Source organism: Porticoccus litoralis (assembly GCF_030676955.1).
In the GTDB taxonomy this organism is placed as follows: Bacteria; Pseudomonadota; Gammaproteobacteria; order Pseudomonadales; family Porticoccaceae; genus Porticoccus; species Porticoccus litoralis.
Map to the genome: position 1 here is coordinate 644,522 of NZ_JAUUUU010000001.1, position 14,854 is coordinate 659,375.

The 14,854-nt window shown below is 55.0% G+C and carries 12 protein-coding genes; 8 read left to right on the forward strand and 4 right to left on the reverse strand.

The annotated features are described in order from the left end of the window. Positions 1 to 200 precede the first annotated feature (200 nt). Together Q8A57_RS03235 and Q8A57_RS03240 are read right to left on the reverse strand one after the other, a co-directional pair. Entirely contained in the window at positions 201 to 3,014 is a 2,814-nt protein-coding gene (locus Q8A57_RS03235) for an insulinase family protein (protein ID WP_305169485.1), read from the reverse strand. Between the two features lie 41 nt (positions 3,015 to 3,055). After that, positions 3,056 to 4,126: an AI-2E family transporter gene (locus Q8A57_RS03240; RefSeq protein WP_305169486.1), complete on the reverse strand. Its 1,071-nt coding sequence runs from the start codon at positions 4,124 to 4,126 to the stop codon at positions 3,056 to 3,058. 205 nt (positions 4,127 to 4,331) lie between these two features. On the opposite strand from Q8A57_RS03240, the gene Q8A57_RS03245 reads away from it, so the two are divergent. Further along, positions 4,332 to 5,798, forward strand: coding sequence for a M48 family metalloprotease (locus Q8A57_RS03245; RefSeq protein ID WP_305169487.1), 1,467 nt, complete (start codon positions 4,332 to 4,334; stop codon positions 5,796 to 5,798). Position 5,799: 1 nt separating this feature from the next. Here the strand turns inward: Q8A57_RS03245 and nadA are convergent, their stop codons facing one another. Then, positions 5,800 to 6,900 carry a quinolinate synthase NadA gene (nadA, locus tag Q8A57_RS03250; RefSeq protein ID WP_439651638.1) on the reverse strand — a complete coding sequence of 367 codons (1,101 nt, stop codon included), beginning with the start codon at positions 6,898 to 6,900 and terminating at the stop codon, positions 5,800 to 5,802. 154 nt (positions 6,901 to 7,054) lie between these two features. Between nadA and Q8A57_RS03255 the strand changes: the two genes are divergently transcribed. The 6 genes from Q8A57_RS03255 (at position 7,055) to Q8A57_RS03280 (ending at position 12,583) form a co-directional block, all read left to right on the forward strand. Beyond that, entirely contained in the window at positions 7,055 to 8,104 is a 1,050-nt protein-coding gene (locus Q8A57_RS03255; protein ID WP_305169488.1) for a CNNM domain-containing protein, read from the forward strand. A 143-nt stretch (positions 8,105 to 8,247) separates the two neighbouring features. Continuing rightward, positions 8,248 to 8,592, forward strand: a complete 345-nt coding sequence (locus Q8A57_RS03260; protein ID WP_305169489.1) for a metalloregulator ArsR/SmtB family transcription factor — start codon at positions 8,248 to 8,250, stop codon at positions 8,590 to 8,592. A gap of 39 nt (positions 8,593 to 8,631) precedes the next feature. Beyond that, positions 8,632 to 9,639 carry an ArsJ-associated glyceraldehyde-3-phosphate dehydrogenase gene (locus tag Q8A57_RS03265; RefSeq protein WP_305169490.1) on the forward strand — a complete coding sequence of 336 codons (1,008 nt, stop codon included), beginning with the start codon at positions 8,632 to 8,634 and terminating at the stop codon, positions 9,637 to 9,639. A gap of 5 nt (positions 9,640 to 9,644) precedes the next feature. After that, complete coding sequence (gene arsJ / locus Q8A57_RS03270) at positions 9,645 to 10,874, forward strand: organoarsenical effux MFS transporter ArsJ (protein WP_305169492.1); 1,230 nt, start codon at positions 9,645 to 9,647, stop codon at positions 10,872 to 10,874. Between the two features lie 141 nt (positions 10,875 to 11,015). Continuing rightward, complete coding sequence (locus Q8A57_RS03275; protein WP_305169493.1) at positions 11,016 to 12,332, forward strand: permease; 1,317 nt, start codon at positions 11,016 to 11,018, stop codon at positions 12,330 to 12,332. 11 nt (positions 12,333 to 12,343) lie between these two features. Continuing rightward, positions 12,344 to 12,583 (forward strand): thioredoxin family protein, encoded by a 240-nt coding sequence (locus tag Q8A57_RS03280; RefSeq protein ID WP_305169494.1) that lies wholly within the window; start codon positions 12,344 to 12,346, stop codon positions 12,581 to 12,583. Positions 12,584 to 12,654: 71 nt separating this feature from the next. On the opposite strand, the gene Q8A57_RS03285 is transcribed toward Q8A57_RS03280, so the two are convergent. After that, a complete protein-coding gene (locus Q8A57_RS03285) occupies positions 12,655 to 13,344 on the reverse strand; it encodes a TetR/AcrR family transcriptional regulator (RefSeq protein WP_305169495.1) in 690 nt (229 codons plus the stop codon). A 313-nt stretch (positions 13,345 to 13,657) separates the two neighbouring features. Here Q8A57_RS03285 and Q8A57_RS03290 point away from each other — a divergent pair, with 313 nt between their 5' ends. Then, a complete protein-coding gene (locus Q8A57_RS03290) occupies positions 13,658 to 14,839 on the forward strand; it encodes an efflux RND transporter periplasmic adaptor subunit (RefSeq protein WP_305169496.1) in 1,182 nt (393 codons plus the stop codon). Positions 14,840 to 14,854: the final 15 nt, after the last annotated feature.

Here is a 14,854-nt window from a genome sequence, read left to right on the forward strand (position 1 = left end):
CGGCTTTGTTCACTATAGAACATCCTCCGGCTATATGAGTTTGCGGCTCACGCATGTGCCAACGGCGTGTAGTATAACTACATAAAAAAGGGCTTTCAACCACGACTTTGGGACAACCCTTCGCGATCAAAAGCCCTTTTAAAAACACCTATCTTTATGTATTTAAAGATATTTTTATTTTTACAAAAAATATAGTTTTATTACAAATTATTGGAAGGAAGGCGATAAATGTCTTTTTCACCCGCAAAACCATCACCGCCCATAAAGTTGCCGGAGCGGCTATCCAGCTGCAGGGAATAACCGGCCTCGCGCATAATCAGCCCATAGGTTTCCACCACTTGCGGCATGGTCATTTCCTCAATGGCCGCAATAACCTGCTGACGTCGAGCGAAGTCATAATCACGCAAATCAATGCTGCCCCAGTAGCGGGCTGATTGCTCAGCCAGGCTCTTGGGTTTTTCCCTGAGACCAGTGAGAATGGCCGCACGGTGACGCTCAAATTCTTCGCTGCTGAGAGCGCTTACAACCCCAGCGAAGTCTTCGGTAAATTTGTCGATCGCAACCTCCAGTGCCGGTACGTCAGCCACCGGTGATTGCACCAGCAGGCCAAAACCCGGGACACGGTCCAGCCCCTGATCCACTGCCGCCACCACATAGCCGAGCTGCTGCTGGGTTCTCAGATCGTGGAAAAACGGCGCCTTGATCAGCTGTCGCAAAAACAGGAATCGGGCCGTTTCCTCGACACTGTCGTTGCGGCCCTGGTAGTAGCGGAGTATGCCCGCGTCTTTATGGTCAATCGCCATGGGCACCTGCATTTTTGCGCCGGGCAGCACTCGGGTAATACCCCGCTCAGGCCACGGCTGCGAATCTCCACTGACGACCCTGGAGGACAATTTCTCAGCCATCTCAGCGGCCAACTGACCATCGATATTACCGCTGGCGAAAATTTCCAGATAAACGCCACGATAGAGCCCGGCGACAAATTCCCGGAACACTTCCGGATCGAGAGCCTCCAACGCTTCTGCCAAGCGCTCTGGCTGCCAGGCATTCACATCCAGCAAGTAGCTGGGCTCACGCATCAACTGCAGGTACGGAGTGTCTTTGGCCGAGTTGCGCCAACGACGGATCAACTCCTGCCTGAGACGCTCAATCAGTTCTGCCGACGTATCGGGCTTCAACAGACCTTCAGTGACCACATCAACGAGCAGCGGCAGCCTGTCATCAAAACCACTGAACAGCAGGCCGACACCATCGCTTCCACGGCTAACCCCGTAGCGCAAGCCGGCCAGAGCAGCCTCATAACTGGTTTCATTCAAGGTTTCTTCCACCAGACGCACATATAGGTCAGTCATGGCGGCTTCCGCCAAGCCGCCATCTCCCGCGCCGCGAATCGCCACATAGAGCTGCGCTTTAGGTACCTGATAATAGTTGTCAGCATAGTGCCAGAGTCGGTAATGGGGGTTGCTAACCAACGTCTTCGGCTCTTCCGGTTGGGCCGCCCTTTGCGGAAACTTCAAATCAAAGTTTTTCGCCACAAAGGGATTGGCTTCGGGCAGAGCGAGCTGATCCTGGGCGGCAACGACGTCCGGTAGGGATGACACCCTGGTTACGCCGTAAGGTACCTGATATTTCTCGGTCATCCTGGCTGTATCCACATCGGGAGCCATCAGCATCACCATGGCGTTGTCCGGAGTCAGGTACTCAAGCATGCGCGTTAGCAATGCTTCATCGTATTCATCCATACGGTACGGGCCACGCATCACATCCGCGTAGGGGTATTCATGCAGGTTGGCTGCGAGACCGCTGACGCGGTTGATCGGGTCACTCAACTCCTTGAAGCGGAACTGCTGATCCGCCAGAGCGCCCTGCTCTTCAAATCGCCATTGAGCAATACCCTGCTGCTTGACCAGGTCAATTTCCTTGTAGGCCAGTGACAAGACTTCACGCCACTGATCATAACCAGCTGGCGTCAGCGCGATAGTGACATCAAAGCTACTGCCACTGCGATCGGCAATGCCCTCGCCGGCTCTCAGCCCTTCTGCCAGACCACGGGATTTAAGTACCTCCAGCAGACTACCCTTACCCTCGTGACCAATCAAATTACCCAGGTACGCCAAGGGCTTCTGACGATCGAATTCATGCATGGCGGGCATGGGAAACGTCAGGGACAGTTCCCTCAATTCACGTTCGGGCTGCATGGTCACCAGCAAAGGCAGCGAGCCCTCCCTGAACAATGGCTGACCATGGAACGGTTTTTCTGTCTTGAAATTGGGCACTTCCTGAAAGCGTTCCAGCACCATTGCCTGCAGTTCATCCAGGCTACGCGGCGCCAGCACGACCAGCGCCATGCGATCGGCAGAATAATGGGCTTTATAGAAGGCCAATAGATCCTGACGCAGCTTTCCATCGCGGTCCTCCAGGGTATCGAGATTACCGACACTAAATTTTGAAGCCGGATGCTCGGGATTCACCACCTGACTGAAAACATCCATCTGGCGCCGGTAATCATTTTTGATACGCGCCTTGTATTCAGAGTGCACTGCATTTTTTTCCCGATCGACATATTCAGCATTAAACAGCGGTGCCACAAAAAAACGGGAGAAACGGTCCAGAGCCGATTCAAAACTTGCCGGGTTGATATCAAAGAAATAATTGGTGTGCTCAAACGAGGTGTAGGCGTTATGGCGACCACCATGCTCACTGATAAAGGCCTGATACTCATCCGGCTCAGGGTATTTGTCAGTTCCCAGAAACAGCATGTGCTCAAGAAAGTGCGCCAACCCCTGCCGTTGCAGCGGATCGCTGGAACTGCCGACAAACACATCCAGAGATGCCGCGGCCTTATCGGCCGTCGCATCCGAGATTAATAACACCTGTAGATTATTAGGCAGCAACAGATAGCGGTAGGAAGATGTATCCCCTTCACTGCGGGCGATATCCTCCCTGACCAGAAGCTCGCTAAAGGCGGGGACAACAAACAGGAGACAAACGAAAGCTACAACGATTCTTTTCATGAAAATCCGTCTTTGTTTAAACGCACAATAAATAAATGGAGTTACTCAGACACCGTCTCGCCGGCATCAGTTCGCGGCCAGGCGTTATAAAGCGCCTTGACCAATGTCGCCAGGGGAATGGCGAAGAAAATTCCCCAGAAGCCCCACAGCCCGCCAAACACCAGCACGGCAAGAATGATGGCAATCGGGTGCAGATTCACAGCCTCCGAAAACAGTAAGGGCACCAGCACGTTACCGTCCAGTGTCTGGATGATGCCGTAGATGATCACCAACCAAAACAGGTCACTGCCCCAACCCCACTGAAAGTAAGCAACGACCGTGACCGGAATTGTCACCACCACCGCGCCGATATAGGGAATCACCACAGACAACCCCACCAGCAGCGCCAGCAATGCCGCGTACTGCAACCCCATGATCAGAAAAGCGACATAGGTCACCAGACCAACCACCAGGATTTCGATCGCCTTGCCACGCACGTAATTGGCCATCTGCATGTTCATTTCATGCCAGATCCGCCACATGACCGGTCGTTCCTTGGGCAGCAGCGCCGACATCATAGCCAGCAGTTCATCCTTGTCCTTCAGCAGGAAAAAGACCAGCAATGGCACCAGTACCAGATAGACCATCATCACCACCACGCTGGGAAAGGTGCTGAAGGAAAAGGTCACGATACGCTCCGCCATTCCAGCAACTTCTTTCGATGCCTGGGACAGTAGATCCTTGAGTTGCACTTCTGAAATCAGGTGCGGATATTTTTCCGGCAGCAGCATCAGCACACTCTGCCAATGCTTCACCATGGCGGGAATTTCCCCGGTAAGGTTCGCCGCCTGGCGACCGATCAGGGGCAACAGGATCACCAGTATCGCCAGAAATATGCCCACAAACATCAGAAACACCAGAATAACTGCGAGCAACCGGGGCACCTTCCAGGCCACCAGGCGGTTGACACTGCCCTGCAAGAGGAAAGCAAAAATCATCGCCGCCAGAAAAGGTGCCAATATCTCACCCATGGTGACCATCACCACCAGCGCCAACGCCAGCACGAAAGTGAGCAATACCGCTTCTTCTTCACCGAAGTAACGGTTAATCCAGGAATCAAGCACTTTCCACATACCGGCTCCTCGCCAGACATTATGCCTATCAGGTAGCAGGCAGATTACGTAATCCCCCAGCCCGCATCAAGGGACAAGCCCTCAGCTTTAATATCCGCTAAGGTTTTTAGGGAGAAACTGCACGAATCACAATGAATTTGGTCATAGAGTTACGTTAACATGCCAAAAACCCGGCCTGAGAGGCCATAAAATGGATTGAGAATTAGTGTCCAGTAACCGTCCACGTACTTTTCTAACCACCATGGCACTTTGCCTGGCGATATTCCTTACCCCGGAAACCCGCGCCGCCAATATTCAGCTACCCTCTCTGGGAGACACCTCCTCGGCGGTCATATCAACACAACAGGAATACGAGCTGGGTCAGGCATGGTTACGGGCCTATCGCAGCCGCATTTCCGAATATAACGATCCGCTGCTACACGACTACCTGGAAAGGCTATTACACAATCTGGCATCCCACAGCGAACTACAGGACCACCGCCTGTCCCTGGTGGCCATCAACAACGCTTCCATGAACGCTTTTGCAGTGCCCGGTGGCGTAGTGGGCGTCCACCTCGGACTGTTCCGCTACGCCAAGTCAGAGGACCAGCTGGCATCCGTGCTGGCCCACGAACTTGCGCACTTGAGCCAGAGACACTTTGCCCGTCGTGTGGCCGAACAACGTAAGAACAGCATGGTTTCCATGGCTGGCATGCTGGCCAGTTTAGTACTGGCGGCTACCGTGGGTGGAGATGCGGGCATGGCAGCGATGACGGCAACCCAGGCCGCCAGCCTCGAAAACTCCCTGCGCTACAGCCGGCAAAATGAACAGGAAGCAGATCGCCTTGGCATTGAAACCGTTTACGCCGCCGGTATGGACCCCTCGGCAGTCGGCGGCATGTTTGAAGAGATGCTGCGAGCCACACGCTACACCGGCAACCGGCCCCCTGAGTTTCTCCTCACTCACCCACTTACCGAGAGCCGTGTGGCCGATGCCAACAATCGCATTGCCCAGTATCCGAAAAAATATTATCCGGATAACTTGGAATATCACCTGATGCGCGCCCGCTCAATGATGGCCATGGATCAGAATCCGGCGGCATCACTCAACCGTTTCCAGAGCGAACTGGACGGCGACAGCCTGAACCATGAAGCCGCTCGCTACGGCACGGTACTTGCCCATGCGGCACTGGGCAACACCGGCAAGGCGCGGGAAGCACTGGCACCGCTGTTAAAAGCCTCACCCGGAAAACTGACCTACCGCCTGCAGGATATTGCGCTGGACCGTCAGGAACAGAAATTTGTCAATGCCATCGAAAAAAGTCAGCAGCTGCTGCGCCGCCACGCCGACAGCTACCCCCTGCGCATGTCGCTGGCGGAAACCTACATGAAGGCAAACCGCTTTACAGAGTCGGAACAGTTACTGCGGTCTATGACTCCGGAGTACCCGGACAACCCCTATATCTGGTTTCAACTCGCTGAAGTCAGCGGCCTGGCCGGAAATATCTCCGGGGTTCACAAAGCCCGTGCCCAGTACTACCTGTTGAATGGCGTCTTTGACAAAGCCCGGGATCAGCTGGGCTATGCCCGCAAGCTGCTGATTAACGATTTCAAGGAAGTTGCCATCATTGACCAGCAACTGCGTGACCTGGAACAACTGCAGAAAAAAATGGAGGAGTTCAGGGGCGGGTAGTTCAGCGAGCCCCTACAGACCCTGAAGACTCAGCAGCCAGCTGCTGCTCGCGGAAATCCAGCATACGCTGCAATGACACCATTGCCTGCCTGGAAACCTCCGGGTCAACGTGAACTTCATTGAGACCCTGTTCCAGGGACGTCATCAGGTTTTCCAGATGATTCATGGCCATCCACGGACAGTGGGCGCAGCTGCGACAGGTGGCCCCCTCGCCGGCGGTAGGCGCAATAATCAACTCTTTGTCCGGCGCAGCCTGCTGCATTTTGTAGAAAATCCCGCTGTCAGTAGCGACGATCATGCGTTTATTGGGCAGGGTCTTTGCGGCATGGATCAACTGCGAGGTGGAACCCACCGCATCGGCAATATCAACCATCGCATCCGGTGACTCTGGATGCACCAACAACGCCGCATCGGGATACATCTGCTTCAGACTCTCGACACCGCGGGCCTTGAATTCCTCGTGAACGATACAGCTGCCGTCCCACAGCAGCATGTCGGCACCGGTTTTTTTCTGTACGTAACTGCCCAGATATTTGTCCGGCGCCCAGAGAATTTTTTCACCGCGGCTATCCAGGTAATCCACCACATCCAGGGCAATGCTGGAGGTCACCACCCAGTCAGCCCGGGCCTTCACCGCCGCTGAAGTATTGGCGTAGACCACCACGGTGCGATCCGGGTGCTGGTCACAGAAGGCCGTAAAATCGTCAGCAGGGCAACCGATATCCAGAGAGCAAGTCGCCTCCAGAGTTGGCATAAGTACCGTTTTTTCAGGGGTGAGAATTTTGGCGGTTTCACCCATGAACTTCACACCGGCAACCACGAGAGTTGTTGCCGGGTGAGTGCTACCGAAACGGGCCATCTCCAGGGAATCCGACACGAAGCCACCGGTCTCCTCAGCCAGTTGCTGAATCACCGGGTCGGTGTAGTAATGGGCAACAATCACTGCATTTTTTTCCTGCAGCAACTGTTTGATGCGGGAACGGTAATACACCTCTTCCTCCGGTGTATAACGCGGCTCTTCATGCATCTGATTGAGATAATTTTCCACGATATCACGGTGATCGGATTCACTGGCGATATGCAGTTTGGCAGTCTGACTCATAGGCAGGAATAATAATGAATAATGCTTGCCGGAATTTTAACACAGAAGCTCGCACCCTTTTGCACACAACATTAACAAGACACCGGGGCATAATCTGTAAAAAACAACTCATCTGTTGCTTCATAACACCTCCTCAGAAAGTTAAAGTGTTGCCATGACGCTACTTCTGATTTATCTGGCTATTGCCATCGGCATTTCCTTCCTCTGTTCGGTGCTGGAGGCTGTACTGCTGTCCACTACCCCGGCCTATGTCGAACAGCTCCAGGCATCCAACAGCCGGTCCGGCAAAGTGCTTGCCCGCATCAGGGAGCAACTGGACGAGTCCATTTCAGCAATTCTGATTCTGAATACCTTCGCCCACACCATGGGCGCCGTGGGTGTCGGCTCCCAGGCAGTGCAGATCTACGGCGAACGCTGGGAAACCCTGATCGCCATTCTGCTCACCCTAGCTATTCTGTATTTCTCGGAAATCATCCCGAAAACCCTGGGCGCCACCTACTGGCGGAGACTGGCAATACCCTGCGCTTACATAATTGGCTGGCTGTCACGGATTGTTTACCCCCTGGTCTGGGCGTCAACCCGGCTGACAAAACTGTTCAGCAGCGACCACGACCACGAAATTACCCGTGAGGAAATCATTGCCCTGGCGGCACTGGGCAGAAAAGGTGGCAGCCTGCTCAACCGGGAGAACGAATACGTATCCAACGTGCTGCGCCTCCGGGATATCAAAACGGAAGAAATTCTGACACCGCGCACCGTGACCCACGCCCTGCCCGAAACCATGAGCATCAGAGAAGCTCTGGATCAGCCGGGAACCCGGGAATTCACCCGGATTCCGGTGTATGGCAAGAGCATAGACAACATCACTGGCAAGATATTTCGCCTCGACCTTTTTGATGCCGAACGCGCCGGCAACAAGGACATGCCACTGTCAGACATTGCCAAGCCGATTCTTTCCGTCTCCGAAAAACTGCCGGTGCAGCAACTCCTCGATTTGTTTCTCAAACACAAAGCCCACCTGTTCCGGGTAGAAGACGAGTTTGGCCAGACCGCCGGTATCGTTACCCTGGAAGATGCCATCGAAACCCTGCTCGGCAGGGAGATTGTGGATGAAACAGACCAGGTGGCCGACCTGCAGGAACTGGCCAAGGACAAATACCGCGAACGTCTCCGGGATATCAAACTGCACCACAGTGACGACTGACCTCCGTCCACCCCACTACCACCTGCCATACATCTTGCTTCACCGTAGGACAAGCTGAGCATACCGTCATATATCTGAAATATCATATATATGATATTTCAGATATCATGGCGCCAGAAATGACTCACACAAGGCGTGGCAACATGGATCCTGTTCAGTTTTTCAAATGTCTGGCCGATGAAACCCGACTGCGCTCTCTCATGCTGATCGAAGGGGAAGGCGAACTCTGCGTGTGCGAACTCACCGCTGCCCTCGGGGAAAGCCAACCGAAAATTTCCCGTCACCTGGCCCAGCTGCGTCAGTGCGAATTACTGCAGGACCGCCGCCAGGGGCAATGGGTTTTCTACCGCATTAACCCATCACTGCCCGACTGGGCCAGGACCGTTCTGAGGGAAGCCACCCAAAACAATAGTGCGTTCCTTTCAGACAGTCTCGACAACCTCTGCCACATGGGCGAACGCCCGGAGCGAGCCCGAGCCTGCTGTTAACCCACGGCATTCAACCCTGTAACCATCGAGGATTTTAGGATGACCATCAAAGTTGGAATCAACGGTTTTGGCCGCATGGGCCGACTGGCGCTACGCGCCGCCTGGGACTGGGAGGAACTGGAATTCGTCCAGATCAACGACCCCGCCGGGGATGCCGCCACTCTAGGCCACCTGCTGACTTTTGATTCTGTCCACGGGCGCTGGCTGCATGAGGCCACGGCCAACGGGGAACATATGCTGATCGGCGACCGCCGCATCCGCTGCACACAGAATAAAGCCATCGGCGATACCGATTGGTCGGACTGCGATCTGGTGATCGAGGCCTCCGGCAAGATAAAAACCAGGCAGGCGCTACAGGCCTACCTGGACCAAGGGGTGAAACGGGTCGTGGTCACCGCACCCGTCAAGGAAGAAGGGGTGCTGAACGTGGTGATGGGGGTCAACCACCATCTCTACGACAAAACGCGCCACCCCATCATCACCGCCGCCTCCTGCACTACCAACTGCCTAGCTCCGGTGGTCAAGGTGATTCATGAAAACCTCGGCATCCGCCACGGCTCCATGACCACAATTCACGATCTTACCAACACCCAAACCATCCTCGATGCCCCGCACAAGGATCTGCGCCGGGCCCGAGCCTGCGGCATGAGCCTGATCCCTACCACCACCGGTTCAGCCACTGCCATTACGCATATTTTCCCGGAGTTGAAAGGCCGCCTGAATGGACATGCAGTACGGGTGCCGCTGGCCAACGCCTCCCTTACCGACTGTGTATTTGAAGTGGAAAAAGCCACCTCTGCTGAAGCCGTCAACCAGCTTTTGAAAACCGCATCCGAGGGCGAACTAAAGGGCATTCTGGGCTATGAAGAACGGCCGCTGGTGTCCATTGACTACAAGACCGACCCCCGCTCCAGCGTCATCGACGCCCTCTCCACTATGGTGATCAACGATACGCAAGTGAAACTCTACGCCTGGTACGACAACGAGTGGGGATACGCCAACCGCACCGTGGAACTGGCACGAATGGTAGGAATGCAGGACCAGTAAAACACATGTCACCACTCGCCAGACTGAGCCAGGAAGTCCGCCAGTACCTGATTGTCACCGGCAATTACTGGGCCTTTACCCTCACCGACGGAGCCCTGCGCATGCTGGTGGTGCTGCATTTCCATGATCTCGGCTACAGTCCCCTGGAGATCGCCCTGCTGTTCCTGTTTTACGAATTTTTCGGTGTGGTCACCAACCTGGTGGGGGGCTGGCTGGGTGCCCACATCGGCCTCAACCGCACCATGAATATCGGCCTGCTGATGCAGGTGGTGGCCCTGGCCATGCTACTCGTGCCCGCGACCTGGCTCACGGTGCCCTGGGTGATGGCCGCCCAGGCCCTGTCCGGCATCGCCAAGGATCTCAATAAGATGAGCGCCAAAAGCGCCATCAAGCTGCTGGTGCCGAAAGAGTCCATGGGCACCCTGTACCGCTGGGTGGCTCTGTTGACCGGATCGAAAAACGCCCTCAAAGGGGCCGGTTTCTTTCTCGGGGGGGCGCTGCTGGTGCTGCTCGGCTTTCGCACCACCGTGGCCAGCATGGCGGCGGGCCTCACCGTGGTCTGGCTACTGAGTTTGCTGGCGCTGAGGGGCGAGCTGGGTACGGCAAAACAGAAACCGAAGTTCACCCAGCTTTTCTCTCGCAGCGGGCCGATCAATTACCTCTCAGCAGCCCGCCTGTGCCTGTTCGGTGCCCGAGATGTGTGGTTCGTGGTGGCGTTGCCGGTGTACCTGTCGGCGGCGCTCGCTTGGGATCACTGGCAGGTGGGCAGCTTTCTGGCCCTGTGGATTATCGGCTACGGCGTTATCCAGTCCCTGGCACCGCTGCTGACGGGCAGACAGCGCAATCGAGTACCGGATGGCCAAACGGCCTTTGCCTGGGGCTTGCCACTAATAGCAATCCCCGCGCTAATTGCCCTGGCGATCACTCTGGACTGGCAGGCCAACACCGTACTGGTGGCGGGGCTGATGTTGTTTGGCATGCTGTTCGCCATCAATTCCTCTCTGCACAGCTACCTGATTGTCAGCTATGCCCGGGAGGACGGGGTGTCACTGGATGTGGGCTTTTATTACATGGCCAATGCCATGGGGCGACTGCTGGGCACGGTATTATCCGGCTGGCTGTTTCAGGTCAGCGGACTCGCCGCCTGCCTGTGGGTTTCGACACTATTGATTGCCGCTGCCGCCATCATCTCGCTGCGCCTGCCAAAACGCATATCCGGCCCTGAAGCAACTTGAATCGTAGCGGGGCAATCACTTTGTTTAACCCGGGGTTTATACTCCCTAGAGCCCTACACTTAAATTTCTCGGCGGCACAACAAACTGGCCACCGGATTTATCGGGTGAATTAATAACCCGAAACAAGCGCCAGGAGCATCAATGAAGAACAAATGGTTGAACTTGTATCAGCAGAACCCGGCCCAAGTGCGCTTGATGCTGTTGATGGTCAGCGGTTTTTTGGTGATCTATTTTTTACCCCTGGGCGCGGCGCGTTTTGACAATGCCCTGATGGAAGGCTTCAGGCTGACCCACTGGTATGCACGGGAACACGTGATCCTGTGCCTGCTGCCGGCCTTTGTCATCGCCGGTGCCATGGCCGTCTATATCAGTCAGGGTGCCGTAATGCGCCATCTGGGTCCCCAGGCGCCAAAGCCGATAGCATTCGGGGTGGCCTCCGTGTCCGGCTGTCTGCTTGCCGTTTGTTCCTGCACGGTACTGCCACTGTTCGGTGGCATCTACAAACGCGGGGCAGGACTAGGCGCCGCAATCGCCTTCCTCTATTCAGGACCAGCCATCAACGTTATGGCCGTCGTGGTCACAGCCAAGGTGCTGGGAGCCGAACTTGGGATTGCCCGGGCAGTTGGCGCCATCCTGTTTGCCCTGGTGATCGGCGCGATCATGCACCTGATCTACCGTCGTGAAGAGGCGGCCCGCTCCGCCACCGGGAAAGGCTTTGCCACCGAGGATGGTGACCGGCCACTGAGCGCCGTCGTTGCTTTCTTCTCACTCCTGATCGGCATCCTGGTATTTGCCAACTGGGCGGCCGCCGACAGCCCCACCTGGATGTTAATTCACCACTGGAAGTGGCAGATCACCGCACTGCTGGCGGTCGCCTTCGGCGCGTTACTGGTGTGGCGCTGGCATTGGCCCGCCCGCCATCTACTCATCCTTGGCATAGCCATTGCCCTGCTGGTGCTGCTGTTCCCCAACACCCCCGAGCTTCCATTCGCCACCGGCATCATCGGCCTGATGCTATTGGCTGCCGGGCGCGATGATGACCGGGAATGGGCGGCACAGAGCTGGGACTTCACCAAGCAAATTGTCCCGCTGCTTCTCGCGGGGGTATTTGTGGCGGGCCTACTGCTGGGCAGGCCTGGCTTTGAAGGGGTCATTCCCTCCGAGTGGGTGACAATGGCGGTAGGCGACAACAGTTTCCTGTCCACCCTGTTGGCGTCGCTGCTGGGTGGCTTTATGTATTTTTCCACCCTGACGGAAGTCCCCATTGTGGAAGGCTTGATCGGCAACGGCATGGGCAAGGGACCCGCCTTGGCCCTGCTGCTGGCGGGCCCGGCCATCTCGCTGCCAAACATGCTGGTGATCCGCACTATCATCGGCACCCAAAAGACGCTTATTTACTGTTCCCTGGTGGTGGTGATGGCCACCATCAGTGGCTTTCTCTACGGCAATTTTTTCTAGGAGTGACACCAATGAGGCTAACTATTTACGGCAAAGGCTGTAGCAAATGTGAAAAATTGCAGGAGTACACCGAATTTGCCGCCCAGGCACTAGGGCTTGATTACGAGTTGGAAAAAGTAACTGACATGAACCAGATCATAGATGCCGGAGTGATGCATACACCGGCCCTGGCCGTGGATGGAGAGATAGTCCTGGAAGGACGTATCGGCAGTATTAATCAGATTACGGAGTTACTAACGTCGGCAACCTGATTATCGAGTCCAAGCAGGCACCATTCAGAAAAGCAGAAAGCTGTACTTTTGCCTACCTACCCATCGCCTGCCTAATCACTCCTGCGAGGTAACATCACCTGTTCAACAAAGTGGGAGTTTGCCTGTTGAGGCACCCAGTTGGGCTCTGCCGCATACCAGTGCTCACGCTTCAGCCCCAACAATCGGTAGATACCCACCGTCAGGTCGCGCTTGGTGTTTTCAACAACTTCGTGCACATGGGCGTAGCTGAAAACACCGTGAATAAAGTGATAAAGCAGCAAACCTGTCTGCTCCGCATCTACATCCACATCCTCTTCGAGGTAACCACCAGACTTCAGACCATGTACCAGCGCAGCGTTGTATTTCACTGCGTTACTGGAAAGCAGCTCCAGAGCCTCAATCACCTTTTCTTCATTACTGCCAATCTGTGCACCAGAGGTATAAAACGGACAGCCGCGGATGCCTGCCTGATCATTGCCAAGCTTTGCCATGATGAGGAAGTGCAGTAGGTTTTCCAGCTGTACCAGTGGTGAGTTGAGTGGAGAAAAAACCGCATCGAGATCGTTGCGGATCACCTGCCAGTAGTAGGCAGTAGCCTCACAAAACAGGCTCGCCTTGGATTCAAAGTGATGGTAGAACGCACCCTTGGTCACACCGGCCTGTTTACAAATCTCATTAACGCCAACGCAGCTGTAATTACTTTGCCAAATCAGCTCCAGGGCGATTTCCAGCAGGCGTTCACGGGTATCAGTTACAGACATAAGACAGGTAGGTTCTTCAGGAAAGCCGACCAAGTATAGATACCATCTGGTTTCCCAAGCAAGTCTAAATAGCCATCCTTTTGCCTCCAACACCTCTATCTTCAGTCTCCAGCAGCACTCACTGATGCAGAAATAAAATTTAACCTACTGTAATAAAAAAGAAATAATCTAGTCCTCCGCAATTCATCCACAAAGGTCCGCCCCATTGACGAGCATACCAACCGGTATGTATGCTTGCCCATCCTATTCTACAAACACTCCCGACTGCTTGTTCTGACCATCATGATCAGCAGTTAGTGCGCACGGAGCTCTCATGAAAGACCACGCCGACAACAAAGGATTTCGTCGCCCCCTATTAAGTGCTGCTGTCCTTTTCTCGCTGGCAGTTGGCACCTATTACACCCTGACGCCAATCAGTGGACATTCCGATGACTCCAGCAACCCCATGCCGCCACCCACGCACGTCGAAGTAGTAGAGCTGAAAGTAGAACCAGTGCGACTGTGGACCCGTTTTTCAGGACGACTAACGGCAGTGAACAGCGCCGAGATCAAACCCCAGGTGAGCGGCGAAATTCAGCAGGTCCTGTTTGATGACGGACAGCAGGTTGAACAGGGCGAGGTGCTTTTTATTATCGATCCCCGGCCATATGAAGCCGAGGTGCAGCAGGCCCAGGCACAGTTAACCTCTGCCCGATCACGGGCAACCCTTGCCAAGGATGAGCTGGACCGAGCGCGCAAGCTGGTTGAGCGCCAGCTGGTTTCCGAAAGCGTTTTTGATGCCGCCAACAACGAATACCGGATAGCAAATGCCCGCATTGAAGAGGCAGAAAGCGCCCTGGTAAAAGCGAAACTCGACCTGGAATATGCCCATATCAAGGCGCCATTTACGGGACTGATCAGTCGTGCCGAGTTGACCGTAGGCAACATTGTGGAAGCGGGAAGTAGTGCACCAGTACTCGCCACCCTGGTTTCCAACCAGCAACTGTACGCAGAATTTAATGTCGACGAGCAGACCTATATCCGCTCCATGCGGCAACGTGATCTCGTCGGTCAGATGCCTGTGCAATTAACACTGGCAGATGACGATAAGGTCTACCGGGGAAAAATCCACGCCTTTGACAATCGCCTGGATATTTCCACCGGCACGATCCGGGCCCGGGCCATTTTTGAAAACACCGACGGAGCCCTGACCCCCGGCATGTATGCCAACGTACACCTCGGTGCCCCCAAGGAAACCAATGTCATGCTGCTGCCCACAAAGGCCATTGGCACCAATCAGGATAAAAAATTCGTTTATATCGTTGATGAAAACAACACCGTCGGCTACCGGGAAGTGACTCTGGGTGAGCACCACCAAGGACAGCGGGTTATCGAAAGTGGCCCGGAATCAGGATCACTGGTGGTGGTCAACGGCCTGTCGCATATCCGCCCCGGCATGCCGGTTGAAGCCGAAATTGTCAGCGCCTCAACACCGGCCGAAACCACTGATCACTAAACCTGGAACCGCCCC